Below are 25,407 nucleotides of genomic sequence, written 5' to 3'. Positions count from 1 at the left end.
GCCGATGATCCACTGCACGAACCGGCCCACCCACAGTTGCCGACCCACCACGCCACCTACCCCGCGACCGCATCCGACCCGCCACCTCATCCACCCTCGACCCACCACCCCGCCCACCTCGCGGTACCTCGCACCCCACCCACCCGCGGCGGCCCGTTCGAGATGGCCGGCGCCCCTTCGCGCTCCAAGCACGGTCATCGGCCGATGAGGAAGGAGCCGCCCCCGCAGAACGCGATCATCAGAGCGCCCGGAAGGCTGGGCGCGGCCGCGCAAGATGGGCGGGGCAGCCGCGCAAGGCGGGGCAGCCGCGCAAGGCGGGGCAGCCGCGCAAGGCGGGGCAGCCGCGCAAGGCGGCGGATGGTCGGCGTGACCGGGTGAGTGCGGTGGTCAGCCGCGCAAGATGGGGCGATCGCGCAAGGCGGGGCGGCCGCGCAAGATGGCGGATGGTCGGCGTGACCGGGTGAGTGCGGTGGTCAGCCGCGCAAGATGGGGCGATCGCGCAAGGCGCGGCGGCCGCGCGAGGCGGCGGATGGTCGGCGTGACCGGGTGAGTGCGCTGGTCGGCCGCGCAAGATGGGGCGATCGCGCAAGGCGGAGCGGCCACGCAAGGCGGAGCGGCCACGCAAGATGGGGCGGCCACGCAAGATGGGGCGGCCACGCGCGATGGCGGGCGGTCGGCGCGGACGGGTGGTGTGCTCATCGGGCGCACAAGGTGGGCAGCCAAAGGCGCAAAACGGCGAAAACCAGACGGAGCCGCCCAGGCCGGCGAGCGGATCGTGGGGCGTCAGGAAGCGTCGTCGGCGCGCAAGGGGCGGATGTTGGCTGGGGCGGCCTCGCTCAACTGGGTCAAGGCCTGGACGATGCGGTCGGCCGGCATGGGGCGGCAGAAGTGGTAGCCCTGGGCTGTGGGGCAGCCCAACTCGATCAAGGCCGCCCTCTGCTCCGTTGTTTCCACGCCCTCGGCCACCACCCGGACGCCCAGGCGGGCGCCCAGTTCCACTGCTCCTCGGACCACGGCGCCGGCGGCTGGGGACTCGATCATGTCGTCGACGAAGGAGCGGTCGATTTTGATCTCGTCGACCGGGGCTCTTGTGACTATCGCCAAGGAGGAGTAGCCGGTGCCGAAGTCGTCCAGGGAGAGCTGGACGCCGGCGTCGCGGAGTTCGGCCAGGACGTCGTCGACTATGCGTTCCTCGCTGACCGCCACCGACTCGGTGATCTCCAGGACCAGGCGGGAGGCGGGGGCGTGGTGGCGGCGCAGGGCGTCGCGGACCTGGGCCGGGAAGCTCGGGTCGAGCAGGCTGCGGGCCGGCACGTTCACCGACACCGGCACGTCCACGCCGGCCGCGTGCCAGCGGCCGGCCGCGTCCAGGGCCAGGTCGAGGACTCGGCGGGTGAACGCCGTGTGCAACTCGGTGTGTTCGACGGTCGAGATGAACTCGTCGGGTGACAGGCGGCCCCGCCGGGGGTGCTGCCAGCGGACAAGCGCTTCGACGCCGGTGGGGGCGGCGGTGACCAGGTCGACCGCCGGCTGGAGGTGGAGGACGATCTGGTCGTCGGCGGCCAGGGCGTCCTTCAGCTCGGCCAGCAGGGCCAGGCCGTCGGTGGTGACCGCGTCCTGGGCCGCGTCGAAGGCGGCCACCGTGACCTCTTGCCGCTTCGCCTCCTGCAGGGCCAGTGAACAGCGGCGCACCAGCTCGCCCACGTCGGCCCGGCCGGCCGGCGCGACCGTGACGCCGACCGCCACCTCGACCGCGAGCCGGACGCTGGACACCTCCATCGGGCGGCCCAGCTCCTCGACCAGCTCGCGGGCCCGGCGCAGGGCCAGCGGCAGCGAGTCGGACACCGGCGCGGCGGCCGGAGCCGACGAGTCGATCAGGGGGACCACGCGGGGCACCAGCAGCGCGAACTCGTCGTCGCCGGTGCGGGCGAGCATCTCGCCGTCGCGGGTCATCTCGGTGAGCCGGTCGGCCACCAGGCGCAGCAGCTCGTCGCCGTGCCGGTGGCCGAGGGTGCCGTTGACCTCGCGGAAGTCGTTGATGTCGAGCAGCAGCAGGGCGACGTGGCGGCGGCGGTCGAACGAGCGCAGCAGCTGGTCGCCCTCGGCGAGCAGGGTGGGACGGTCGAGCAGGCCGGTCAGCCGGTCGTGCCGGGTGTCGTACGCCACCTGCTCGCTCAGCTCGGCCACCCGCTCGCGGGCCGCCGCGTCGTGCAGGGCGCCGGCCAGCGCGTCGCCGAACGCCGAGATGGCCGCCTCGTCGCGCGGCACGGGCAGCGTCGGCTCGGACAGCCAGACGGTCAGCTCGCCGACCAGGTCGCCGTCGACCGCCATGGACCGGGTGATCGCCGGGCCGGGCAGTCCGGCCACCGCGTTGTCCTGGCCCGGGCCGTCCTCGGCGTAGCGGCGCTCGCCGTCGCGGCCGCGCACCTCGATCTCGACCCGCCGGGCCCCGAAGACGTCGAGCGCGGCGCGCAGGCCGGCCTCGACCACCTCCACCTCGGTGCCGCCGGGCAGGGTGGCCGTGGCCGCGGCGAACGCCTCCCACAGGCGGCGCTCCTCCTCGGCCCGCAGATGGAACCGGTAGGTCCGCTGGAGCAGCCACAGCGCCGGCGGGAAGGCGAGCAGCCAGAGCGGGCTCTCGACCAGCGCGACCACGGCGGCCAGGCCGACGATCACGTTGCCGACGACCATCGGGACCTTGGCGTACGACGCGCGGACCAGGATCTGGGTCGCCGGGGCGTCGCGGTGCAGCGCGAGGGTCAGGGTGGCCAGTCCGAACGTCAGCATCAGATAGGTCAGGGCGCCCGCGACCAGGGCGATCACCATGCGGGCGCTGAGCACCGGGGCCTCACCGGCGATGGCGCCGGACACGACGGCGGCGCCGGCCGCGCCGAGGCTGAGCGAGGCGGCCAGGTGGATCACCTCGGCCACGTTGCGCAGCGACTCCCACCAGGCGAGCAGCGCCCAGGCGGCGACCGCGCCGACCAGGGTGGCGGCGGGCAGCCAGCCGGGCGGGGCCACGACGACGCCGATGATGAAGGCGGCCTCGCCCCAGGAGACGGAGACGACGCCGCGGCCGAGCCGGAACCGCAGCCGGGCCAACTGCCCGGCCGCGACGACGGCGGCGGCGAGCGCCGCGCCGGCCAGCGGCGTGAGTGGACGGTCGACCGGCCGGTCGACCGGCAGAAGCGCTCCGAGAATGGCGAGGATCAGCGCCGCCGCGGCGACCGCGGCGGTCAGAATGCGCACGCTTTGGGGACGCCCGGCAAGGCCGGCGACGTCGATCCAGGAACGCCGGGCGACCGGCGGCGCGGTCACGGCAAACCCCACTTCACCAGGCGCACTGGCGGATGCACGTGCATCTGCAGTGGAGAAATCTGCGGGCGGGGAATGGTCATTTTCGGCGCCCCCTTCCGCGCAGGGATCAGGGGCGGCTAGGCCCCCGGCGGAAGGCTAAATCAATACCGATGAACACAACAAGGCTTGACGAACGGCCCGTATTACCCATAGGTCAGACCAATACGGACCGTGCCCGGAGCCTTGTTGATCGAACCGCTTCCGACTAGGTCAAACGCGGCGAGAGTCGCCGTCCGCCGAACCACCGTCACGCTCAGTAGTAACGGCTTTGACCTCGTCGTCCACACCCGGGTCGACCGCTGTCGATCGATCCGCATCGACACGATCCGCGACCGTTCCGTCGTCGGAACGCTCGAGATCCGCATTCAGCCGAGCGATCTCGGCCTCACGCTGTGTCTGCCTTACGTCCGGAAAACTGTCGGGAAGCCGACGCACGCGCTTGTTCATATTGCGAATCAGCAAAACAGTTGCTATGGACAGCAGCACGATGATGAAGAGACCCATCGGGCCGGCCAGGCCGCCCGAGCGGGTGTCTCCGAAGTTGTTGACGGCAAAAGTGCCCATGACCACGAGGGTACTAGTGCGACTCGACGCGCTCGCGGACGCCCGCGAAGAGGTCGGACTCGGGGACCGGGCTGTCGACCAGCGAGCGGGCCAGCTCGAAGTCCTCGGTCGGCCACACCTTCTGCTGGAGCTCCAGCGGGATCTTGAACCAGAAGCCGTCGGGGTCGACCTGGGTGGCGTGCGCCCGCAGGGCCTCGTCGCGGATCTCGAAGTACTCGCCGACCTCGACCCGGGTCGTGATCTTGTCACCGCGGTCCTCGCGGTCGGCGCTCTTGGAGAGCCATTCGGTGTACGGCGACTCGAGCCCCGCCGCGATCATGCCCTCGTGCAGCGCGAGCATGCGGGCCCGGGTCCAGCCGGAGTTGTAGTACAGCTTCAGCGGCTGCCACGGCTCGCCGAGCTCGGGGTATTTCTCCGGGTCGCCCGCGGCCTCGAAGGCCACCACCGAGATCTTGTGGCACATGATGTGGTCGGGGTGCGGATAGCCGCCGTTCTCGTCGTACGTCGTCATGACATGCGGCCGGAACTCGCGGATCAGCTTGATCAGCGGAATGGCGGCGGTCTCCGGATCTTGCAGGCCGAAGCAACCCTCCGGAAGCGGCGGCAGCGGGTCGCCCTCGGGCAGGCCCGAGTCGACGAAACCGAGCCAGGCCTGCTCGACACCGAGGATCTCGCGCGCCTTGTCCATCTCGGCGCGGCGGATGTTCGTGATGTCGGCCAGCACCTCGGGCCGGTCCATCTTCGGGTTGAGCACGCTCCCGCGCTCGCCACCCGTACACGTCGCGACCAGCACCTGGACACCCTCGGCGACGTATTTCGCCATGGTCGCGGCACCCTTGCTGGACTCGTCGTCGGGGTGCGCGTGCACCGCCATGAGACGCAACTGCTCAGCCACTGAAATCTCCTCGGACCCGACCCGCGTCGGACGGGCCGGTGTGGGCTGGAAGAATGGACCCTGCCATTCTGGCGGATCCCACCGACAACGAACGCATGAGAGGTCGTCAGGTGAGCGAGACGCGCACCACAGCCCCGGTCTTCCCGCCGGGCCGATACGGACGGCGCCGTTCCGGCCGCCGCCGTCTGGTGCTGCCCATTCTCGTTCTCGTGGTGGTCCTCGCGGCGTCGCTGGTCCTGTCGCTGAAGCTCTATCAGCGCTTCGGGCAGACCGACTACGACGCGCAGATCGTCGGGTGGTCGGAGCCGACCGACAAAGAGATGGTCATCGAGTTCCGGGTGCGCGTGCCGGCCGGCGGGGCGGCGAGCTGCGTCCTGCGGGCCCGCGACTACGACGGCTTCGAGGTCGGGCGGCAGACGGTGGTCGTGAGACCCGAGGCCGGCGAGACCGACATCGAGGCCAAGGAGACGGTGCCGACCACGGCCCGCGGCTCGGTCGGCGACGTCCTGGGGTGCGACCCCGCCTGAGGTCCCCGGCAATCGCGCCGTTCTGACCCCATGCGTACCGCTGGTAAGCTTAGTGATTCGCTCCGTCAATGTTATTTGCACGGAGCGATGTTGTTAGTGCCCCATGAGAACCAGTGCCCCCGCCCTTCCATGCAAGGAGATCAACCGTGTCCAGTTCAGAGGCGCCCAAGACTTGGCTTTCTCAGGACGCTTACGACCGGCTGCAGTCCGAGCTTGACGAGCTGATCGCCGCCCGCCCCGAGGTCGCGGCCGAGATCAACGCGCGCCGCGAGGAGGGTGACCTGCGGGAGAACGGCGGATACCACGCCGCCCGCGAGGAGCAGAGCCGCCAAGAGGGCCGGATCCTCTACTTGAAGGAGTTCCTGCGCACCGCCGAGGTCGGCGAGGCGTCGGCGGCCGACAACGTCGGGCCGGGCTCGGTCGTCACGATCTACTTCGACGACGACCAGAGCGACACCGAGACCTTCCTGCTGGGCTCGCGCGAGATCTCCTCGACCACCGACCTCACCGTGTACAGCCCGGAGTCGGCGCTCGGCAAGGCGATCCTGGGCGCGGGCGAGGGGCAGACCGTCACCTACACGGCCCCCAGCGGCGCCGACATCAAGGTCACGGTCGTGAAGTTCGGCCCGTTCGAGGGCTGACCACGACGTGGACGGGCCCGCCGGAAAAGGCGGGCCCGCACCTTTTACGGGGTTGCGTCGGCCAGCAAGGACACGCGGTAACCGCTGTCGCGCAGGGTGCTGATCAGGACGTCCGAGTGGTCGGGGCCGCGGGTCTCGACCGACAGCGCCACCTCGACCTGGCCGAAGCCGAGCCGCGGGCTCTGCCGCGAATGGCCGACCTCGACCACGTTCGCTCGCAGGTCGGCGATCCGCGCCAGCAGCCGGGCCAGCTCACCCGGCCGGTCGTCGCAGCGGACGGCCAGCCGCAGGAAGCGGCCGGCCGAGGCCAGCCCGTGCTCGATCACCCGCAGCAGCAGCATGGGGTCGATGTTGCCGCCGGAGAGCACGGCCACCACCGGCCCGTCCGCCGGCGGGACGTAGGCGCCGGTCAGCAGGGCCGCGAAGGCCGCTCCCCCGGCCGGCTCGACCACCATCTTGTGCCGCTCGAGCAGCACCAGCAGGGCCGCCGACAGGTCCTCGTCGGTGACCGTGACGACCTCGTCGACCAGCTTGCTGACGTGCGCGAAGTTCAGGTCGCCGGGCCGCAGCACGCAGATGCCGTCGGCGATGGTCACACCCTGCGAGAGCTTCTGCGGCGAGCCCGCCGCGAGCGAGGGCGGGTACGCCGCCGCGCCCGCCGCCTGCACGCCGACGACCCGGATGTCGGGCCGCAGCGACTTGGCCGCGACGGCGATGCCCGAGATCAGGCCGCCTCCGCCCACGGCCGTGATGATCGTGGTGGCCGATGGCAGCTGGTCGAGGATCTCCAGGCCGACCGTGCCCTGGCCGGCGATGACGTCCGGGTGGTCGAACGGGTGGATCAGCACGGCGCCGGTCCGCTCGGCGAACTGCTGCGCCGCGACCAGCGAGTCGTCGACGCTCGTGCCCGCGTATTCGATCGCCGCGCCGTACCCCTTGGTCGCCGTGACCTTGGGCAGCGGCGCCCCCTCGGGCATGAAGACCGTGGCCCGGGCGCCGAGCAGCTCGGCCGCGAGCGCGACACCCTGCGCGTGGTTGCCGGCGCTGGCGGCGACGACCCCGCGGGACCGCTCGGTGTCGGAGAGCCGGCTGATCCGGGTATAGGCGCCGCGCACCTTGTACGAGCCGGCACGCTGCTGGTTCTCGCACTTCAGCCAGGCCTCGGCGCCGATGATCTCGGTGAGCGGACGGGAGTCGATCAGCGGGGTGGTCTTGACCACCCCGCTCAGCAGACTGCGCGCCGCCTCGATGTCGGACAGCGTCAGGAGGTCAAGCGGCAGGGGGGCACCGGTCATGACCTGAATCGTGCCACCGATCACCCGAAGGCGTGACGCCGCCAGGGGTTCATCACTTCGAACTGCCCGGCGACGGCCAGGAGCAGGGTCTCCGAGTCGGGCGGGCCGACCAGCTGTACGGCCACGGGCAGCCCGTCGGGGCGTACGCCGACCGGGACCACGATCGCCGGCAGACCGGCGACGTTCCAGGGCGCGGCGTACGGCGCGTAGCGCATGCTGGCGCTCATGTTGGCCCGCCACGACCCGCTCGCGTGGCCGTCGGCCGGCGGCGGCGCGGTGGCCAGGGCCGGGGTGAGCAGCAGGTCGATCGACCGGTCGGCGAAGAAGCCGATGGACCGCTCGCGGAACGCGTCGCGCTGCGACCGGCGGACCAGTCCGCTGCGCATGGCCCACTTGCCGAGCCGGATGTGCCGGCGGGTCCGCGGCTGGAGCTGGGCCAGGTCGTAGTCGCGCGACTCGACGTAGGCCGAGGCGAACCAGGTGGCCAGCGTGCCGACGCCGAGCGACTGCGGATAGCTCGGGTTGGCCGTGATCGTGTCGTGCCCGGCCTGCACGAGCAGCTTGGACGCGGTGGTCACGGCCTCCGCGTTCGGCTCGTCGAGGCGGATGCCGGCCACCGGGGAGCGGGTGGAGACGCCGATCCGCAGCCGGGACGGCTCGACCAGTTTGACCGGGTCGCGGCCGGCCAGCACCGAGAAGCCGACCGCCGAGTCGGCCACCGTGGTGGTGAGCACGCCGTTCTCGACCAGGCCGAACCAGTTGTCGACGCCCAGCTCGGCCGGGACCACGCCGCGGCCGGGCTTGAGGCCGACCAGGCCGCAGCAGGCGGCCGGGATGCGGATCGAGCCGAGCCCGTCGTTGCCGTGCGCGATCGGCACCAGGCCGGCGGCCACCGCGGCGGCCGATCCGCCGGACGAGCCACCGGGCGTACGGTCGAGGTCCCAGGGGTTGCGGGTGGCGCCCTCGGCGTCGTCGGTGACCGCCCAGAGGCCCATCTCGGGCATCCGCGTCACGCCCACCACCACTGCCCCGGCGCCGCGCAACCTCCGTACGACCTCGTGGTCCTCCTCGGCGACAGCCGAGCGCACCGCCGCCGAGCCGGACCAGACCGGCAGCCCGGCCACCGCGGTGTTCTCCTTGACCGCGACCGGCACGCCGGCCAGCGGAAGGTTGGCCAGATCTTCCTGGTCGTCGACCTTCTCGGCCTCGGTGATGGCCTCACCCGCGCGCACCACCCGGAACGCCTCGAGCGACGGGTCGGTGATCGCGATCTGCTCGAGGTGGTCGGCGACGACCTGGGTGGCGGTCACGTCACCGCGCCGCACCGCCCGGGCGATCTGCTTCGCGGTAGCTCCGACCCAGGTCGTCCCGTCCGTCATGGTTACTCCGTAAATCAGCCCAATGCCTGCTCCAGGTCGGCGAGCAGATCGTCAACGGTCTCGATGCCGACAGACAGTCGCACGAGATCGGCGGGGACTTCAAGCGCCGAGCCCGCAGCGGACAGGTGTGTCATCTGACCCGGGTGTTCGATGAGCGACTCGACCCCGCCCAGTGACTCGGCGAGCACGAAGAGCTTCGTTTTGTTGCAGATCGCGATCGCCTGCTCGGGGCCGCCGGCCGCCCGGAACGACACCATGCCGCCGAAGCGCCGCATCTGCTTGGCCGCGACCTCGTGACCGGGGTGATCCTCCAGGCCCGGGTAGAGGACGCTGGCCACGGCCGGATGCTCCCGGAGGAATCCGACGATGCGCTCCGCGTTGTCACAGTGCCGCTCCATGCGTACACCCAAGGTCTTGATCCCTCGAAGTGTCAGCCACGCGTCGAAGGGGCCGTTGACGCCGCCCATGGCGTTCTGGTGGAAGGCGAGCTGGTCGCCGAGGTCGTCGGTCGCCGTGATCAGCGCGCCACCGACCACATCGGAGTGACCACCCAGATATTTGGTGGTCGAGTGCACGACGACGTCGGCGCCGAGCCCGATCGGCTGCTGGAGATAGGGCGAGGCGAAGGTGTTGTCGACGACGAGCAGGCCGTCGTACTCGTGGGCGATGCCGGCCAGCGCGGCGATGTCGGCCACGTTGAGCAGCGGGTTGGTCGGCGTCTCGGCCCAGATCACCTTGGTGTGACCGGGCCGGAAGGCGGCGCGCACGGCGTCGAGGTCCTCGAGCGGCACCGCGGTCCAGTCCAGACCCCAGTTCTCCAGCACCTTCGAGAAGAGACGGAAGGTTCCGCCGTACGCGTCGTCGGGGATCACCACGTGGTCACCCGGCCGGCACACCGTGCGGAGCAGGGTGTCCTCGGCCGACAGCCCGCTGGCGAAGGCGAGACCGCGGCGGCCACCCTCGATCGCGGCGAGGCACTCCTGGAGCGCGTCGCGCGTGGGGTTGCTGGAGCGGCTGTACTCATAGCCGAGACGCGGCGCGCCGACGGCGTCCTGGGCGTACGTGCTCGTCTGATAGATCGGAGGCACCACCGCGCCGGTCCGGGGATCCGGATCCTGGCCGGCGTGGATGGCAAGGGTGTCGAACCCGTAGTGGTTAGCCGTCATGCTGCGCAAGGCTAGTCTCAGCTGGTGGCGGACTGTGTGTTCTGTGGCATCGTGGCGGGGACGGTGCCCGCTTTCAAGGTCGTGGATTCCCCTGATGGTGTCGGTTTCCTCGACACCCGCCCCGTCTTCAAGGGCCACGTTCTCATCGTTCCCCGCACGCACGTCGTGACGCTGACCGACCTTCCCGCCGAGCTTTTGCCCGGATATTTCAGTCTTGTGCAGCGGGTGGCGGCGGCGGTGCCCCCGGCGCTCGGCGCGCAGGGGACATTCGTGGCGAACAACAACGTGGTGTCGCAGTCGGTGGCCCACTTGCACTTCCACGTCGTGCCGCGGACGAAGGGCGACGGGCTGCGCGGTTTCTTCTGGCCCCGGCACCGCTACGACAGCGATGAGGAAGCCACGTCGTACGCCTCCCTGATCGCGAAACAACTGGGGTGACACCAGTGTTGTAGACGCTGGATGAAGGGAGTGACCGTGTTCCTACGGTTCCGCAAGCCCGAACTGGTAACCCCCGACAAGGCCCTGCCGGGCCGCGTCCTCGAAATGCCGGTGGCCGATGAGCACACCGTGCTGGGCACCCCGCTCAAGGGCCCGTGGCCGGCCGGCTACGAGGTGGCCGTCTTCGGAATGGGCTGTTTCTGGGGCGCCGAGCGCATCTTCTGGCGCCTGCCGGGCGTCCACTCGACCTCGGTCGGCTACGCCGGAGGCTTCACGGCGAACCCGGCGTACGAGGAGGTCTGCTCCGGCTCCACCGGCCACGCCGAGGTGGTGCAGGTCGTCTACGACCCGGCCAAAATCACGTACGAGGACCTGCTGAAGGCCTTCTGGGAAAACCACGACCCGACCCAGGGCATGCGCCAGGGCAACGACGTGGGCACGCAGTACCGCTCCACGATCTACACCACGACCGACGCGCAGACCGCCACCGCGAAGGCGTCCCTGGAGGCTTTCCAGCCGGTGGTCACCGCCGCCCGCAAGGGCCAGATCACCACAGAGGTCCGCCCGCTGGGCAGCTACTTCTACGCCGAGGACTACCACCAGCAGTACCTTTCAAGTGACAAAAACCCGAACGGGTACTGCAACCACGGGCCCAACGGTATGACCTGCCCGATCGGTGTCGCTCGGACCAGCTGACTCTTCGGAGTCCGTCCCGTGTGACGATGGGTGAGGAGGAGGTGGCCTGCAATGCGCCGATACGCCAAACCCATCGTCGTCGCGGACGATCTGGCCCTACTGCGAGGCCGGACGAGTGGAGTGGTCACCCTGCCGCGTCATCTCGACTGGTCCGGTGCCGCCGACTACGACCTCGACAGTCCCGGCCGAGTCGTCGACCTCTACCGCACGGTCTTGATCGAGGCGACCAAGCCCGACGATCTCCACGGCTTTCTGGATCGGAGGATCCTGACCGGGCTATGGCCTTCGATCTGGCTCCCGGCGGACCTACGCCGTGCGTGGGAACAGCGCTTCCCAGAGCTCCGGCGGACCACCTCGAAGGCCCCTGCCGCGTAAGGTCGCCGGCATGGATCCCCGCCACCGCGAGCTGGCCGAAATCGCCCTTCGTGCGGCCGGAGGCGGGTATGACTCGCGCTCGCCGGCGGCTATGCCGTTCGGGAGCACGGTATGGGTGCCCGGCCGAGCGGTGACGTCGACCTGTTCACCGACTGGCAGCGCCGGGCAGACTTTCCCGCCGCCGCGGATCTCGTCATCCAGGCTCTTACCGACAACGGGTTCTTGGTCCACGTCGACGCCCGTGCGGACACCTTCGCCAGGTTGCTGGTGTCCCGGCTCGACGAACCAGAAACGGAACCGCAGAAGATGGAGTTGGCGGCCGACTGGCGTGCTCATCCGCCAGTGACGCTGAGCGTCGGCCCAGTCCTGCACCCGGACGACGCCGTCGGCAACAAGATGGCGGCGCTCTACGGCCGCGCGCTCGCCCGAGACTTCCTCGACATCGATGCGGCCCTCTCGAGCGGCCGCTACACGAGAGACCAACTCCTCCGACTGATCGAAACCGCTGATCCCGGCTTCGACCGCGCAACCTTCGCCGATGTACTGGGAGTAGCAGACCAGATCAGTGATGCCGCATTCGCTCCCTACGGCGTCGACACCGAATCCGTGCGTGTCCTCCGCGAACGATTCGCCGAGTGGCAGAAGGAATTACGGCAGGGATGAAATGCCGGTCAGACCCTCACGGCTACCACCAGCAGTACCTCTCGGACGCAAAAAATCCGGGCGGTTATTGCAATCACGGCCCGAACGGCATGACCTGCCCGGTCGGGGTGGCCCGAGCCAACTGACCAGGCAACTTGCGACGATGGAGAGAGGAGGTGGCCTGAGATGCGCAATCGCCCTTCGCGCAGCCGGAGGTGACTATGGGCTCGCGCTTGCCGGCGGTTATGCCGTTCGGGAGCACGGAATGGGCGAGCGCTCGCCCGGGATTTCCTCGACATCGGCGCGGTACTTGCCAGCGGCCGCTACACGAGAAACCAACTCCTCCGGCTTATCGAAGCTGCCGATCCAGGTTCGATCGCGCGACCTTCGCCGACGTGCTGGGAGCCCTGCGCCAGCGATTCGCCGGGTGGCAGAAGGAACTGCGGCAGGAATGACTCCCCGTCAGAGCGCAATCCGCGATGGGGCGTCAGTGGTGGGCGAAGTCCTCGCCCAGCAGGTCCCGTAAGCGGGCCAGGGCTCGCATGCTCTGCATCTTCACCACCGAGGCGGAGACGCCCAGGATCTCGGCGACCGTCTCCACGCTGTGGTCCTCCCAGTGACGCAGGACCACGATGGCGCGGTCGCGCAGCGGCAGGGTGGACAGCGCGGTCATCAACGTGACGTGCAGTTCCGGGGTCGGGCCGGCCGGGTTACCGGGACGGTCGGGCAGGGAAGCCGACACCACCTCGGTGCTGCTGCGCCGGCTGCGCTGGTCGAAGACCGCGTTCATCAACACCCGGCGGCTGTACGCCTGCAAGTCCGCCGTGCGCCAGATCCGGCCCCACGAGGCGTACATCCGGGCCAGCGTCAGCTGGGTGAGATCCTGGGCCAGATGCCAGTCCCGGCACATCAGATAGGCGGTGCGCCGCAACCGAGGGGTCGCCGCGGCCACGAACGCCGTGAACTCCTCGTCGCGGGCGGCCCGCTCCGATGACCGGCTCACGGGCACACCCCGCCGATGAGGGTGGCGACCCCGGGCTGCCCGGCGTACGTGGCCTCGAACTTCGCGTACTGCGACGACCGGGCCAGCTTCAGCCGGAACGCGGTGGGCAGCGACTCCGTGTCGACCGACGCGACGAATTCGGGGCTGTCGGTCCACAACTGCTTGAACCTCTCGTACGCCTCCTGCCGGCTCTCGAAGAGCAGGTTCCGGACGAGCGGATCGTTGCGCAGAGCCTTCCCGAGCGCCTCGCGTTGCGGCTCGGTGATGTCGTCCCGCAGGGCGACGTACACATCGGTGGCATCGTCGGACATCGGCCACCAGACACACCCGGGCTCCACCCGCGCGATCAACGCCACGGCGGCCGGCACCGGCGTCGGCGGCGGCGAACCGGCCGTTCCCGGCACGAGGTTGAGGGCCACCACGACCGCGACGACCGCCGCCGCCACCGCGCCGCCGGCCGTCAGCGCTCGGCGCCGCCGGCGAATGCCCCGCCCCTGAGCCATCGCCCGCTGGGCGATGTCACCGTCTCCGAAGACCGGCTCGTCGTCGAGCGCACGGTCGAAAAGCTCCTTCAGCATGGCCCGCTCCCGGTGTCGTCCACGTCCTTTCCCTACATGACAGGGTGAGGGCGTAATCCGGTCACAAGCTTTGATCCTCGGCGCGCCCGACCCGGCAAGACCGGGCGCGCCGAAGTTCTCCAGGGCCGGCTCAAGGCACCTAGTTAGGGTAGGCTAACCAAAGGCTGGGTGAGGGTCAATGATCAAAGGGGCAGCGAATACCGCAGCTGCCGGACCGGGACGCCGTTGATCGGCTCGGTGCGGTCGGAACCGTCAGGGGTCCAGCCGCCGCGCTCGTAGAAGCGGCGCGCCACGGCGTTCTCCTCCAGCACCCACAGCACCGCCCGGGCGGCGCCCAGGGCTCGCAACTGGCCGACGGCATTGACCATGAGGGCGCGGCCGACGCCCGTGCCGACCAGGCCCGGGGCCACGTGGATCGCGTACAGCTCCACCGAGGAAGGGGTCTCGCTCGGGCCCACATACGTGAAGCCCACGATCTCGCCGTCGAGCGTGGCGACCGTCATCTCGTGCGTGTCGCGCTCCCACTTCCAGCGCTCGGCCCACCACTCGCCGAAGCCCTCCTCGGACCTCGCGGACAACACCTCGCCGGTCAGGATGTGGGCGTAAGCAGCGACTCGCGAGCGCTGGTGCACGGCTCCCACCGCATGGAGATCAAATTCTTCGGCCGTACGGAGGGACAGGCTCATCGCTCGACGGTAGCGGGGCGCCGCGCGGGCACGGGGACGCGCATGAGGTCCTCGGCGATCACGATCTCGCCGGAGAACTCGGCCGCGGCCTCGTCGAGGAAACGCCTCGGGTCGGCGTAGCGCTGCGAGAAATGGGTCAACAGCAGTTTCCGTACGCCTGACTCGCGCGCGACGGACGCAGCCTGCGCCGCCGTCAGATGGCCCACCATGGCCGCCATCTCCGCGTCCTCGTTGAGGAACGTCGACTCGATGACCAGCAGGTCCACGCCCTCGGCGAGCGCGTACACCGTGTCGGTGAGGCCGGTGTCCATGATGAAGGCGAAACTCTGGCCCGGCCGTTCAGCGCTGACCTGGTCGAGCGTCACGTCGCCGACCCGGCCGTCGCGTTGCAGCGCGCCGACCGCGGGGCCGGAGATGCCGTGCTCGGCCAGCCGCTCGGGGATCATGCGCCGCGCCGATGGTTCGTCGAGCCGATAGCCGTACGCCGGAAGTGAATGCCAGAGCGGCAGCGCCGTGAGGCGCCCGGCGGAGGTCTCCACCGCGAAGCTCGCGCCCTCGATCGGCGAAGCCACGATCTCGGCGTTGTCCCAGTAGCTCGTGGCGTGCCGCAGGCGGTCGTAGAACTCCTGGCCGGCGCCCGGATAGTGGACGGTGACCGGATGACGCACCTTGTCGAGCGAGATCCGCTGGAGGATGCCGGGCAGGCCCAGGCTGTGGTCGCCGTGGAAGTGCGTGATGCAGATGCGCCGGATCGGGGTCACCGCGAGGCCGGCGAACAGCATCTGGCGCTGGGTGCCCTCGCCCGGGTCGAAGAGGATCACCTCGTCGTCCCAGCGCAGCAGGTAGCCGTTGTGGTTGCGATGCCGCGTCGGCACTTGGCTCGCGCTTCCCAGAACGACCAGCTCACGCATATGTGATCCCTGAAATGAAGCGACCCCTGGGGACTTCCACGCACGTATGCGTGGTCCGGTCGGACAAGGCCGGATCCCCAGGGGTCGGGTGGCTGTCTGATATTCGCCGCACCGCTGCCACACGGTCTCGACGTACTACAAACGAAGCTGTCGAGGACAGCGGCTAGCTGACAGCCACCTCACGAGTCCCGTTGCTATACAACTTCGGACCACCTCCCTTCACGTGTACGGCCACGTTAACCACCGGAGGGGCCCTCCGCCAATGCTTTTTGAATCACTACAGACGAGGGAATACCCGCGGGGACATTTCGGTGCCTTCCACCGCGAGCGAGGCCGGGCCCACGATCAACGGATCGGGGGTGCCGACGACCTCGGCGTCCTTGTTCTCGTAGTCGAAACGGTTGAGCACGTGGCGCATCGCCTCGAGCCGGGCCCGCTTCTTGTCGTTGCTCTTCACCACGGTCCACGGTGCGTCGGCGGTGTCGGTGTAGAAGAACATCGCCTCCTTCGCCTCCGTGTAGTCGCCCCACTTGTCCAGGGAGGCCAGATCGTTCGGTGAGAGCTTCCACTGGCGTACGGGATCGACCTGGCGAATCGCGAAGCGCGTGCGCTGCTCCCGCTGGGTGACCGAGAACCAGAACTTGACCAGGTGGATGCCGGAGCGGACGAACATCCGCTCCAGCTCCGGGGTCTGCCGCATGAACTCGAGATATTCGGCCCGGGTGCAGAAGCCCATGACCCGCTCCACGCCGGCCCGGTTGTACCAGGACCGGTCGAACAGCACGATCTCGCCGGCGGACGGCAGGTGGGCGATGTAGCGCTGGTAGTACCACTGGTTGCTCTCGCGCTCGTTCGGCTTCTCGAGAGCGACCACCGAGGCGCCGCGCGGGTTCAGATGCTCCATGAACCGCTTGATCGTGCCGCCCTTGCCGGCGGCGTCCCGCCCCTCGAAGAGGATCACGAGACGCTCGCCGGTCGACTTGCACCAGTTCTGGAGCTTCAGCAGCTCGATCTGCAGCAGCCGCTTCTGATGGTCGTAATCCTGGCGGGACATCCGCTCGTCGTACGGATAGTCCTCGCGCCAGGTGTCGACCGGGCTGCCGTCCGCGTTGAGCAGCACCGGGTCGTCGTCATCGTCGTCGGCCACCCGGTAGCCGTCGAGCTCGGCGATGGAGCCGTCGTACGGCTCGCTGAACTGCTCCTGGACTTCTTCGAACTCCGCCTCCGCCTGCATGACCGTCATACTTACCCAGCGAAGATGAACATCAGCCGATCCAGGCCCGAAGCTTCTTCCTCCGCGAGTCCTCGACCACCGGCGGAAGCTGGGCGTGGGTCTCGACGCCGACCTGCTCCTGCCGTCCGTAGAGCACACCGAACCAGAACGCGTCGGTACCGTCCTGGCCGATCTCCTCGAGCAACTCACGGGCGACCACCGAGTCCTGATGGGCGCCGAGCACGTCCTGAAGGTCGGTCAGAGCGTTCACCAGCTGCTTTCCCGGCCGGCCGGCGTCCGGAGCGAAGACCTCGACGGCATAACGGGCGCGTTTGTACGCCTTACGCGCGTCGTGCAGCTCGTGGTCGATGCCGTCGGCGAGGGCCTGGTCGAGCAGGGCGTCGGCCTTGGCCAGGCTCTTGCGGGCCCGCTTGAGCAGGTCTTTCTCGGTGGTCTGCTGCTCGGCCAGCCGGTCGATCCGGTCGAGCAGGGCCAGATAACGCTCGCTCTCCAGGGCCTCGTCGAGGGCGGCCCGGCCCCGCTCCACCTGGGCGTCGAGATGCTCGCGGATGCGGGCCGCGACCGGCGCGAACCGGGCGCCCTCCTCGATGTCGGCCAGCAGCTTCTGCTCCTGGACCTGGCCGTCGCGCACCTCGCCGAGCAGGTCGGCCAGCCACTTCAGCTCGTCGCCGATCTCCTGGGCCTCTCCGAAGCTGCGCTTGAAGGTCTTCAGGGTGCTGCGCAGCCGCCGCGTGCCGACGCGCATCTTGTGGACCGCCTCGGCCTCACCCTGGCGTACGCCGGGGTCGAATCCGGTGATCGCGTCGCGCTGCTCACGGACGTACGCCAGAACCGGGTTTTTGGGGGTCTTAGGGGTTTTGCCGGGTTTGGGGTTGCCGAGGGCGCGGGCGACCTTGGAGGGACCAGCGGCGGGCCGCGCCCCGGCCCGCTCGAGCAGACGGCCGACCTTGGCCAGCAGGGCCGGGTTGCCGTCGACCAGCTCTACCTCGACCTCCTGCCAGCGCTGCTCCTGACCGTCGCGCTCGGCGATGACCTGGTCCTGCGCGATGAGGGCGAGCGTGGTGCCGTCGGCCTTCTTGAGCGGCGTCTCGACCCGATGGGTGCGGAGCCGGGCGATCGGCTTGAGGTCCTGACGCCGGATGATGGCCCGGACCAGGCCCGTGAGCTCGCTCGGCACGAGATCGGGCGTGCCGTTGAGCGGAAGCCGGTGCTCCTTGCGGCTGAAGCCCTCACCGGGCGTCTTCAGATGCCAGCCGGCGTCGCTCCCACCGCTGCGCCGGCGCAGCGTCCGCCGGTGGCGCAGGAGGGTCAGGTCGTCGGTGTCGAAGTACGTGGCGTCGAGGTCGTGCGTCTCGGCCCCGGTCGCGCTGCTGATGCCCGCCTCGCCGGCGAAGTCCGGCAACTCGAAGCCGTCGGGCACGTCGTATTTGAGTTCCGTTTCGCGGGCGATCTCCATGTGTTCATGTTGCCCGACTTCCGGCCGCCAACACAGAGAACTGATTGGCAGGTTGTGCACAGCCGGATCTCAGCTTCATCGGGCATCTTGGTAAGCCACTTCTTGTGGGAGGTAGCCCGTGGAGAAGCAAGACCGTCGTCCGGTGTCCCTGGCCGGTCTCGGCCTGATCGGCGCCGGCGCCGTCCTCGGCCTGGCCCTGAGCGGCCCGGCCACGGCCGCACCGTCGTCGTCCTCGTCTTCACCGGCCGCGTCGTCCGCCTCGTCCTCGACAACGCCACCGCCCTCCACAGCCCCGAAGGAGGAGGACGAGTCCTAGACGCCGGCCATGCGCACGGTGCGCAGATAAAGGGCGCGTGAATAGGCGGCGGAGGCCGCGCTGTAATACATCGTCGCCAGCCCGACATGGAAGCTGTTGTTGGTCAGCGCGTTCTTCGAGTTGGCCGACGCCGCCCAGCGGATCTCGGCGTCCGACTCGCTGATCCCTTTGCGCGCGCAGCGCAGCCGGTTCATCTCCTTGCCGGTCTTCCACGTCTCGAGCGCCGCCTCGGCCTCCCGCATCATGGCCCGGGCCTGCTCGGAGAGCGCCTCACCAAGGTCCCAGGCGTGACGCTCCTCGTCGTTGAAGAAGGACGGCATGGTTCACCTCCAGCGGTACCGCTCCTCGCCTTCAGTGTGCGGATCACGTCGGGACATGTCGATCTTTTACACCCTGACGCATGAATTCCGGCCGGCCGTCGTCCCGACGGGCTGCGTGGCCACGGACGTGGTGTCCGCCGCCCGGCCACGCAGCCGGTCATAGGGTGGATGGAGCAGTTACAGCATCAGGTGCCAGGCGAGGATCGCCACGGCGATCAGCATGGCGAGACGGGCGGTCCGGGCGTTGCTTCCGAGGGCATACCGGACCGTTCCGGCTGTTGCCGAGTAGGCATTCGAGCTCATCGCTCAACCTCCTTTCCGTACCCCCATGCAACCGCGGACGACTGCCCGCCGACCGGACTTTCTGTGCGAGCGCCGCGACTATCGGTGACCGCGCCGGGCCGAGCGAACGGCTCATGATCGCCGGGCGGGATCTCGTTCAAACGAGCGTCAGTTGTCGGCGAAGCACTGCGGCCGGACGACGCCGGCACCGGAGGCTTGGGCCGTCGGCTCGGAAGGCCGGGGAACGTCGGCTCGGAAGGCCGGGGAACGTCGGCTCGGAAGGCCGGGGAACGGCTCTGGAAGCCGAGGACGGCCGCGGCGGAAGCCGGGCGTCGGTGTGGGAGGGGGCGAGCTGTTGGTTGGGCGGGAGCGCGTGACCGATGTGGAACGGGGGAACCTGTGGTCACGCGCTCCCGCCAACCGCCCCGCCCGAACCGGGGGTCGCGCCTGGCCGGAGGCGCTGGACCGGCGGAGGCGTGCCGGTCCTGTCCAGTTCAAGGGCGGGTCCTGATGCGGGAGATCGCGGCGCTGGCGGGGCGCAGCGAACTCACCGCCGAGGTGACGTCGCCGGGCTGCTAATCCGGGGGAGGTCAAGCGGACGGCGACGTCGAAGGCTTTTTCAGTTGAAGTAGCCGGTGTTGCGCGGCCGCTGACTCATGGCCGGCAGGGACCGGATGCTGTTCAGGTCGTGGCGGACGGTCCACGCTTCCCGCCAGGGCCGCCGGGAGGCCGCCTCGGCCCGCTCGGCGAGCCGCCGCGGGGCGCACGGCCAGCGCCATCCACACCAGACACAGTTCCCGTCGTGGCCCGCCCCGGTGTGCCGCCCGAGCATGCTCTGGGCGTCCCGCCACAGCAGGCGGTCCACAATGTCGGCCGGAACCGGCCGGTCGGCGATGACCATTCCTCACCCCCGCTCGTCATACGTCCGTCACGACTCATACAACCGCCCGGCGCCATCCCCCGGTCGGACTTTCTGTGCGACTGGCCGCGACTATGCGTGACGGACAAGTGTTCGCCATGGGCGGACGACTGTCGGGCATCGATGCTCGGCCGGGCACTGTTGAGACCGTCATGGATACCGAACACACGGGTGTCGAATCCGGGGCACTCGATGCCTACAGCCGTGTGGTGACCGGCGTCGCCACCAAGCTCCTCCCCTCCGTGGCCGCCCTGTCGGTCCGCACCGCCCGCGGCGCCGGCGCCGGCTCGGCGGTCACCTTCACCGACGACGGTTTTCTCCTGACAAATGCTCATGTGGTGGCCGGGGCCAACGGCGGCACCGCCACCTTCGCCGACGGCACCGAGACCAGGTTCGACGTGGTCGGGGCCGATCCGCTCTCCGACCTGGCCGTGGTCCGGGTGCACCAGCCGGGCGCGCCCGCGGCGCCGCTCGGCAACGCCGACGACCTGAAGATCGGCCAGCTGGTCGTGGCCGTCGGCAACCCGATGGGGCTGGCCGGGTCGGTGACCGCGGGCGTGGTCTCCGGGCTGGGGCGTTCCCTGCCGGCCCGCGACGGCCACCGCGTGCGGATCATCGACAGCGTCATCCAGACCGACGCCGCCCTCAACCCGGGCAACTCGGGCGGGGCGCTGGCCGACTCGACCGGGACGGTCGTCGGCATCAACACCGCGGTCGCGGGCTACGGCCTCGGCCTGGCCGTGCCGATCAACGCCACCACCCGGTCGATCGTCGGGGAGCTGGTGGCCTCGGGCCGGGTCCGGCGGGCCTGGCTGGGCGTGGCCGGCGTGCCCGCGCCGCTGCCGCCGCAGCTGGCCGCGCGGATCGACCAGAAGCTCGGCCTGCGGGTCGTGGAGGTCGTTCCGGGCAGCCCGGCCGGCAAGGCCGGCATCTACTTGGGCGACGTCCTGCTCACCGCCGGCGGCAAGCCGATACAGACCGTGCAGGAGCTTCAGCGCCTGATGCTGGGCCCGGCCATCGGCCAGGAGCTCCCATTGACCCTGCTGCGCAAGAACGCCCTGGTCGACGTGGTGACGGTTCCGGCCGAGCTCGAATAGCGGGTTTATTTATCCCGAATGACTTTCTGCTCCCAATCAGCGCCGTCCAGGTGTACCTGATCCTCGTCCGGTGGCGGACGGCCATCCCCGCACGTGATGGTCGCGTCCCGGTCGACCGACACATCACTCTCGGCCGGGCTGTAGAAGTCACGCTTGAGGAAGGTGAAGTACGTCGTCCTGTACAGCGGCATGGCTCTGGAACGACCTATCCAGCCTCCCCAGGAGATCGTGAGCCGATGATCCTTTCCGGGCTCACGGGTCTCCACCTTCACCCAGACCATGCCGCGGCCTAGGCCGTGCACGCCGAACTGGCAGTAGGCCTTCCTGGTTCCGGTCTCCTCGGCCGGCAGCGCCACGGTCACGAACAACGCCGACAACATCATGGTCAGGACCGCTGCCCGTCGGATCCCTCGAGGACGCCGCCGATGTCTCCACCAGTTCAGCCCTAGATGGACTGACCAAACAGCCGCTGCGCACACGCAGAGGAAAAGCACCATCCCGGCCATGCTGTCGATCTCGTAGGGCAAAGACGGCTGGATCACCATGACCGCGACGGCCAATACGACTCCGGCAACAGCCAGGGCCTTGTTCTGGGAGTCATCGCGCCCGGATGTTGCCAGGCCGGTACCGGAGTCGGTCATCGGACGGTCACTGGTTCCAATTGCTCAGTACGCGGACCGCTCCGTACATGCCGTCGGCCTCTTTGAAGCAGGCCTGCAGATTGGCGTACTGGGTCCAGTCACTGAATCGGTAATTGCAGATTGCTTTCATTTCCACGGCAAAACGGTCGTCGATCCACCGGCGGGTCGCCTCGTCACGGCCCAGAGTCAGCCCCTTGCCGAAGTTGCGGTAGCCGAAATCGTGCTGCTGGCAGGCGGGGTGGAACAGCCGGCGCCAACTGTCGGGGGTGGGCCAACTACAGCTGTCGGTATCCCAGTCGAACGCCTCGTACGGTGCCGGCTTGGTGCACTGCCCGCGCGGACCACAGCCGGCCGCAAGGAAGTCCGCCTTGCGCTCGGCAAACTCTCGGTTTCCCAGGAGCATGGACTCCTCGGCGTACCGGATCTGCTCCGCGCGTCGCGTCATGTCGTCCGCGTGGGCCGCCGACGTCGGAGCCACGAAAGCCGCGAAAACGCTCACGGCGATCAGCCAGGCCTTGCGTTTCATCCTCATCCTTTTTCTTCGACGGGCACCGGCTGGTCCATGCCAGAATCGGGACGGACCAGCCGGTATGGATCGCCAGGGGCGGGATCAGACAGTGATGGTTATGCAGGCGATGGAACGATTAGACGTTCCCGGCCAGGTATAGGCGCCACAGACGCCGGAGTTCGTCTTGATCGACTTGTTGACGTTCCACGTCACGGACGTGCCGTTGCCCGACGTGTACCAAGCAATGCCGGAAGGGCCGTCGCCGGCCCACGCCTCCAGCGCACCGGAGGAGGCACCGCGAGGTGCCTGCACCGTGATCGTCTTGACCTCCTGGGTGCGGTTGGCGGTGTTCTTCGCACCCGTCTCCACCCGGATGCAAGTCCCGGGAGTAGTGGACCAGCCCTGGGCACAGCCGCTGACTGTCGCCGCGGAGGCGGGGTCCGCCGCACCCACAGCGGCAGCCGCCGCGATGGTGGCCACGAGGGCGGCGCGGCCGCTCGGCCGCCACGGCGATTGTCTTGTCCTGTTCATCCGACCGGATCCCTTCAACCAGAGGGCTTGCACGTCGCGTCCCTCTGCTCACGAGTCTGGGCATATACGAACCTCGGCACAGCGGACAAATGTGGTTGCGCCTCCTACCTGGGAGGCCGGTCGAAGCAACCGGCGCCTCGGGTGCCGGTCACCTCGACGTCGTCGCAGTCGAGCCGGCGATAAGGAGGTTCGTCGTAGGAAGACAGAACCGTGATGCCCCATTGGGCCCGGCTGCCGCCGCACCCCACGCGAACCTGGTACACATCGGAGAACTTCTGCCGAAAGGTGAAACGCTTGATCGCCGTTCGCCCTGGATCACCCGGATCGGCGTAGTCGGACCCACCGGACCTGGATTCGATCCAGACGGCGACGACAGGATTGCCGGAGGCACAAGCCACGTCGATGGTCAGGTCGCGGCCGTCTGACTCCGGTAGCGTCAATGCGAGGCCCAGCCATGCCACGGGAAGAACGGTCAGGGCAATCCGCGGAACCCATCGATCCAGCTGTGACCGTCTCATGGGTGCATCTCCCGAACCGTGTGGTCGAGAAAGAACTGCCAGTTCAGGCCCGCGTAACGAGCGAGTTCGGGGGTGTGCCGGCCGCCCGGGGAGCAACCCTGGTCGAAAGCCATTAGCCTGTCACGCATCTCCGCCATTCCCTTGCGCACGGTGGGCGCTTCGACACCGACCACCCCGGCGATCTGCGAATGCTCGTGCAGCCCCAATGCCATCGCCCGCCATACCGCCAACGCCGTCGCCGAGCGGAAGAAGGTCTCTCTCAGCGACGGCGCCGACCTCGGCGGTAGATACAGCTGGAGAAGTGGGTCTATCCGGGTATGCCCTTGGAGTGCGCTCATCACCGTCGAGGCAAGCTTGCCGACGGCGTCCTTGGGACACATCGCACGGCATTCGAGTTCCTCATAGGCGAAGATGATGTGAAGTCGCCGGTTGGCCTCGCCGTTGGTCCAGAGGACCGCCGGGATTTCCTTGCTCCTCGCCGTCCGGAGCATCGCCAGGCCGCTGAGGTGCAGCTGGGCATCGGTGAGCTTGACCTGTTTCCGGCGCCGGCGTTCCTCGAACTGCGCGGAATGCGCCGAATAGAGCATGTCAGCCACTACGGCGCCGAAATTTTCCCGCTCGAGCCGCGCAGAGGCTTCGACAGGGTCGGCGATCCGGACGATCTCACATGTCAGTGCGCTGGAGAGCTCAGTTGCAGCCGTCGCAGCGGTGTAGTCCTCATCCTCGACGAGGAGGATCCGCGTGGCGCTCATCGCTGTGTTCGCAGAGGCAGAGTCAGTCGGACGGCCGCTCCGCTCTCTCCAGTCAGCAACACCAAGTTACCGCCTCGTTCCCTCAATCGGGAGCGCAAGCGATGCAAGCTGGTGCCCGCCACGGCAAACTCGCGGCGTTCAAGACCGGGGCCGGAGTCGCGCACGTCCAGAATCATCAACTCGTCCTCCAGAGTGAAGCCCACGTGCGCGGCCCCACCGCCGTGCTGAACCACGTTCTTGAGCAGGTCAGCCAGACCCTGTTCCAGAAGGATCGCATGTTCCGCGGGAATCGTCAGAGCTCCGATTCTAGAAACAGAGCCTACGGTGAGGCGATCACCATACGAGCGAATCGCATTGGTGAACAGGGAAGCCGCACTGACATTTGCGTCTCGCAACAACAATTGACGGCGCCTAGCCGTGATGAGTTGCCGCAAATCTATGGCAATCGACTGAACGTCATGCCCTGCCGCAATTTTGTCAGCCGCGATCTCGACGTGCGTGTGCAGGTCACCCACGGCCGCATCGTAGCTTTCCGACAGAGCTTCGGTCACCGCCCGGACGGCGATCCGGCACAACCAGGCCATACCTTTACCGACCATGAACCACACCAAGGCCCACCCGGCGTATTGAACGATGCTGCGCACATGGTCATCGGTGAAGTGCCAACGGTTCATCACGCCCACGATGAAAAGCGGGTGGAGTACAACGGCGATGATCAGGATGCCTTCGGTCAGCCGGCGCCGCGTGGCGTTGCGAAAGCCGCCCCACGGGTAGAAGGCGAACACCGCCAGCGGTATCAGGGCGTAGTTACCCATCGGGACGCCTACCCCGTACGCGGCGAAGTCGCCCGGCGCGAGAAGGTGCGCCAGCAACATCTGCACGGTGAAGATCGATGCGATCCACGCCGCTGCCCAAGCACGGCCACGGGTCAGTGGCCCTCGGTGCCGCAGCACCAAGCCAGCCAAAATCAAGTGCACGACCGCCAGCCCCAGCACTACGGGCACCCCAAACGGCCGGTACCGATCATTGAGCGGGCTTGCGAACAGATTCGTCGCCTGCAGGAGTAGTGCCATCGCCTCGAACGGCCTGATCAGCCGGTAAGTTGTCTTGGCAAGCAGTTCAGCTCCCGGTGGCGGCATGGCGCGGTCCAACCCTCCCGGGATTCGAGGGACTTCGTTTCACTGGCCGAACGGATCATGAGGCCGCTGCGCGGATTCGCGATTGCCATGATCGTTTATCGCTTCGGCGAAGGTCGATAGTACTGGATGATCGCCATCGGGATCGACATGCGGAAGCGGTTCCGTGGAAGCGCACGGAACAGGCGGCGATGGGCCGGACATTCGCCTGCGGCACCGCCGGAGCCACGCACGGAATGACATGCAGCGGCGCCGGAAGAGTTGAGACATACACGACTGCGGCAAATTAGATCATCGATTCACCTGATCAACGATGAGTCGATCTCACGATGCATTTTCCCAAAAAGGGGGGGGCCAGATGAGCCGTCGAGCCAGCCGTCGGTGGCGCGGTCGCCGGGGCGGAAGGGCGCGGCTTGGACAGCCCGGGGATTGCCAGTCGTGGGGGGGGGGGGGGGGGGGGGGGGGGGCCGCCCCCCCCCGCGCGGCCCCCCCCCCCGGGGGGGGGGGCGGGGGGCGCGCGCCCCCCCCCCCCGCGCCGGCGCCG

The 25,407-nt window shown here is 68.9% G+C and carries 28 protein-coding genes and 2 pseudogenes; 9 read left to right on the top strand and 21 right to left on the bottom strand.

Annotated features, from left to right (window positions below):
• Positions 1 to 783: 783 nt before the first annotated feature.
• The 3 genes from ACFY36_RS43980 to mca all read right to left on the bottom strand — a co-directional run bounded on the left by ACFY36_RS43980 (position 784) and on the right by mca (position 4,816).
• Entirely contained in the window at positions 784 to 3,318 is a 2,535-nt protein-coding gene (locus ACFY36_RS43980) for a putative bifunctional diguanylate cyclase/phosphodiesterase (protein ID WP_499751889.1), read from the bottom strand.
• Positions 3,319 to 3,567: 249 nt separating this feature from the next.
• Positions 3,568 to 3,921 carry a hypothetical protein gene (locus ACFY36_RS43975; RefSeq protein WP_499751888.1) on the bottom strand — a complete coding sequence of 118 codons (354 nt, stop codon included), beginning with the start codon at positions 3,919 to 3,921 and terminating at the stop codon, positions 3,568 to 3,570.
• A 13-nt stretch (positions 3,922 to 3,934) separates the two neighbouring features.
• Positions 3,935 to 4,816, bottom strand: coding sequence for a mycothiol conjugate amidase Mca (gene mca / locus ACFY36_RS43970; protein ID WP_499751887.1), 882 nt, complete (start codon positions 4,814 to 4,816; stop codon positions 3,935 to 3,937).
• 110 nt (positions 4,817 to 4,926) lie between these two features.
• Between mca and ACFY36_RS43965 the strand changes: the two genes are divergently transcribed.
• Positions 4,927 to 5,343 carry a DUF4307 domain-containing protein gene (locus ACFY36_RS43965; protein WP_499751886.1) on the top strand — a complete coding sequence of 139 codons (417 nt, stop codon included), beginning with the start codon at positions 4,927 to 4,929 and terminating at the stop codon, positions 5,341 to 5,343.
• Positions 5,344 to 5,489: 146 nt separating this feature from the next.
• The gene (greA, locus tag ACFY36_RS43960; protein WP_360245014.1) at positions 5,490 to 5,984 is read left to right on the top strand and encodes a transcription elongation factor GreA; all 495 of its coding nucleotides are present in this window, start codon (positions 5,490 to 5,492) and stop codon (positions 5,982 to 5,984) included.
• Between the two features lie 44 nt (positions 5,985 to 6,028).
• Here greA and ilvA read toward each other — a convergent pair whose 3' ends face one another.
• Genes ilvA through ACFY36_RS43945 form a run of 3 tightly spaced genes read right to left on the bottom strand, consistent with a single transcriptional unit; the run spans position 6,029 to position 9,824 of the window.
• A complete protein-coding gene (ilvA, locus tag ACFY36_RS43955; protein WP_499751885.1) occupies positions 6,029 to 7,279 on the bottom strand; it encodes a threonine ammonia-lyase in 1,251 nt (416 codons plus the stop codon).
• A gap of 20 nt (positions 7,280 to 7,299) precedes the next feature.
• Complete coding sequence (locus tag ACFY36_RS43950) at positions 7,300 to 8,658, bottom strand: amidase (RefSeq protein ID WP_499751884.1); 1,359 nt, start codon at positions 8,656 to 8,658, stop codon at positions 7,300 to 7,302.
• Positions 8,659 to 8,672: 14 nt separating this feature from the next.
• Positions 8,673 to 9,824 carry a cystathionine gamma-synthase gene (locus ACFY36_RS43945; RefSeq protein ID WP_499751883.1) on the bottom strand — a complete coding sequence of 384 codons (1,152 nt, stop codon included), beginning with the start codon at positions 9,822 to 9,824 and terminating at the stop codon, positions 8,673 to 8,675.
• A 24-nt stretch (positions 9,825 to 9,848) separates the two neighbouring features.
• Between ACFY36_RS43945 and ACFY36_RS43940 the strand changes: the two genes are divergently transcribed.
• From ACFY36_RS43940 to ACFY36_RS43920, 5 genes and pseudogenes are all read left to right on the top strand, one after another.
• A complete protein-coding gene (locus ACFY36_RS43940; protein WP_499751882.1) occupies positions 9,849 to 10,262 on the top strand; it encodes an HIT family protein in 414 nt (137 codons plus the stop codon).
• A gap of 36 nt (positions 10,263 to 10,298) precedes the next feature.
• Complete coding sequence (msrA, locus tag ACFY36_RS43935; RefSeq protein WP_499751881.1) at positions 10,299 to 10,958, top strand: peptide-methionine (S)-S-oxide reductase MsrA; 660 nt, start codon at positions 10,299 to 10,301, stop codon at positions 10,956 to 10,958.
• Between the two features lie 51 nt (positions 10,959 to 11,009).
• Positions 11,010 to 11,333 (top strand): hypothetical protein, encoded by a 324-nt coding sequence (locus ACFY36_RS43930; RefSeq protein ID WP_499751880.1) that lies wholly within the window; start codon positions 11,010 to 11,012, stop codon positions 11,331 to 11,333.
• A gap of 10 nt (positions 11,334 to 11,343) precedes the next feature.
• Positions 11,344 to 11,996: pseudogene (locus ACFY36_RS43925) on the top strand (nucleotidyl transferase AbiEii/AbiGii toxin family protein).
• A 20-nt stretch (positions 11,997 to 12,016) separates the two neighbouring features.
• A pseudogene (locus ACFY36_RS43920) lies at positions 12,017 to 12,121 on the top strand (peptide-methionine (S)-S-oxide reductase MsrA); the annotation flags it as partial.
• Positions 12,122 to 12,462: 341 nt separating this feature from the next.
• Here ACFY36_RS43920 and ACFY36_RS43915 read toward each other — a convergent pair.
• From ACFY36_RS43915 to ACFY36_RS43890, 6 genes are all read right to left on the bottom strand, one after another.
• Positions 12,463 to 12,978 carry a SigE family RNA polymerase sigma factor gene (locus tag ACFY36_RS43915; RefSeq protein ID WP_499751879.1) on the bottom strand — a complete coding sequence of 172 codons (516 nt, stop codon included), beginning with the start codon at positions 12,976 to 12,978 and terminating at the stop codon, positions 12,463 to 12,465.
• Positions 12,975 to 13,556, bottom strand: a complete 582-nt coding sequence (locus ACFY36_RS43910; protein ID WP_499751878.1) for a permease-like cell division protein FtsX — start codon at positions 13,554 to 13,556, stop codon at positions 12,975 to 12,977. The genes ACFY36_RS43915 and ACFY36_RS43910 overlap by 4 nt, the downstream gene beginning before the upstream one ends.
• 182 nt (positions 13,557 to 13,738) lie before the next feature.
• Entirely contained in the window at positions 13,739 to 14,242 is a 504-nt protein-coding gene (locus ACFY36_RS43905; protein ID WP_499751877.1) for a GNAT family N-acetyltransferase, read from the bottom strand.
• Positions 14,239 to 15,153: a ribonuclease Z gene (locus ACFY36_RS43900; RefSeq protein WP_499751876.1), complete on the bottom strand. Its 915-nt coding sequence runs from the start codon at positions 15,151 to 15,153 to the stop codon at positions 14,239 to 14,241. The genes ACFY36_RS43905 and ACFY36_RS43900 overlap by 4 nt, the downstream gene beginning before the upstream one ends.
• Positions 15,154 to 15,430: 277 nt before the next feature.
• A complete protein-coding gene (gene ppk2 / locus ACFY36_RS43895; protein ID WP_499751875.1) occupies positions 15,431 to 16,387 on the bottom strand; it encodes a polyphosphate kinase 2 in 957 nt (318 codons plus the stop codon).
• A 31-nt stretch (positions 16,388 to 16,418) separates the two neighbouring features.
• Positions 16,419 to 17,843 carry a CYTH and CHAD domain-containing protein gene (locus ACFY36_RS43890; RefSeq protein ID WP_499751874.1) on the bottom strand — a complete coding sequence of 475 codons (1,425 nt, stop codon included), beginning with the start codon at positions 17,841 to 17,843 and terminating at the stop codon, positions 16,419 to 16,421.
• A 118-nt stretch (positions 17,844 to 17,961) separates the two neighbouring features.
• On the opposite strand from ACFY36_RS43890, the gene ACFY36_RS43885 reads away from it, so the two are divergent.
• On the top strand, positions 17,962 to 18,159 hold the full coding sequence (locus ACFY36_RS43885) for a hypothetical protein (protein WP_499751873.1): 198 nt from the start codon (positions 17,962 to 17,964) through the stop codon (positions 18,157 to 18,159).
• Here ACFY36_RS43885 and ACFY36_RS43880 read toward each other — a convergent pair.
• From ACFY36_RS43880 to ACFY36_RS43870, 3 genes are all read right to left on the bottom strand, one after another.
• Positions 18,156 to 18,479, bottom strand: a complete 324-nt coding sequence (locus tag ACFY36_RS43880) for a hypothetical protein (RefSeq protein ID WP_360245050.1) — start codon at positions 18,477 to 18,479, stop codon at positions 18,156 to 18,158. The genes ACFY36_RS43885 and ACFY36_RS43880 overlap by 4 nt on opposite strands.
• A 177-nt stretch (positions 18,480 to 18,656) precedes the next feature.
• A complete protein-coding gene (locus ACFY36_RS43875) occupies positions 18,657 to 18,782 on the bottom strand; it encodes a hypothetical protein (RefSeq protein ID WP_499751872.1) in 126 nt (41 codons plus the stop codon).
• A gap of 598 nt (positions 18,783 to 19,380) precedes the next feature.
• Positions 19,381 to 19,662: a hypothetical protein gene (locus ACFY36_RS43870; RefSeq protein ID WP_499751871.1), complete on the bottom strand. Its 282-nt coding sequence runs from the start codon at positions 19,660 to 19,662 to the stop codon at positions 19,381 to 19,383.
• Positions 19,663 to 19,832: 170 nt separating this feature from the next.
• Between ACFY36_RS43870 and ACFY36_RS43865 the strand changes: the two genes are divergently transcribed.
• Positions 19,833 to 20,777 carry a S1C family serine protease gene (locus tag ACFY36_RS43865; protein ID WP_499751870.1) on the top strand — a complete coding sequence of 315 codons (945 nt, stop codon included), beginning with the start codon at positions 19,833 to 19,835 and terminating at the stop codon, positions 20,775 to 20,777.
• A gap of 5 nt (positions 20,778 to 20,782) precedes the next feature.
• Here ACFY36_RS43865 and ACFY36_RS43860 read toward each other — a convergent pair whose 3' ends face one another.
• From ACFY36_RS43860 to ACFY36_RS43835, 6 genes are all read right to left on the bottom strand, one after another.
• On the bottom strand, positions 20,783 to 21,418 hold the full coding sequence (locus tag ACFY36_RS43860) for a hypothetical protein (protein WP_499751869.1): 636 nt from the start codon (positions 21,416 to 21,418) through the stop codon (positions 20,783 to 20,785).
• A gap of 7 nt (positions 21,419 to 21,425) precedes the next feature.
• Positions 21,426 to 21,944: a phospholipase A2 gene (locus ACFY36_RS43855; protein ID WP_499751868.1), complete on the bottom strand. Its 519-nt coding sequence runs from the start codon at positions 21,942 to 21,944 to the stop codon at positions 21,426 to 21,428.
• A gap of 84 nt (positions 21,945 to 22,028) precedes the next feature.
• Positions 22,029 to 22,457: a hypothetical protein gene (locus tag ACFY36_RS43850; protein WP_499751867.1), complete on the bottom strand. Its 429-nt coding sequence runs from the start codon at positions 22,455 to 22,457 to the stop codon at positions 22,029 to 22,031.
• A gap of 104 nt (positions 22,458 to 22,561) precedes the next feature.
• Positions 22,562 to 22,918 (bottom strand): hypothetical protein, encoded by a 357-nt coding sequence (locus ACFY36_RS43845; RefSeq protein WP_499751866.1) that lies wholly within the window; start codon positions 22,916 to 22,918, stop codon positions 22,562 to 22,564.
• Positions 22,919 to 22,971: 53 nt separating this feature from the next.
• The gene (locus ACFY36_RS43840) at positions 22,972 to 23,727 is read right to left on the bottom strand and encodes a hypothetical protein (RefSeq protein ID WP_499751865.1); all 756 of its coding nucleotides are present in this window, start codon (positions 23,725 to 23,727) and stop codon (positions 22,972 to 22,974) included.
• The gene (locus tag ACFY36_RS43835; RefSeq protein ID WP_499751864.1) at positions 23,724 to 24,878 is read right to left on the bottom strand and encodes a sensor histidine kinase; all 1,155 of its coding nucleotides are present in this window, start codon (positions 24,876 to 24,878) and stop codon (positions 23,724 to 23,726) included. The genes ACFY36_RS43840 and ACFY36_RS43835 overlap by 4 nt, the downstream gene beginning before the upstream one ends.
• Between the last annotated feature and the right edge of the window lie 529 nt (positions 24,879 to 25,407).

Origin of the sequence: Actinoplanes sp. NPDC000266 (genome assembly GCF_042899005.1) — a bacterium.
Taxonomy (GTDB): domain Bacteria; phylum Actinomycetota; class Actinomycetes; order Mycobacteriales; family Micromonosporaceae; genus Actinoplanes.
The sequence above is the reverse complement of the archived record's forward strand: the minus strand, read 5'-3'. Positions and strand labels throughout refer to the sequence as shown.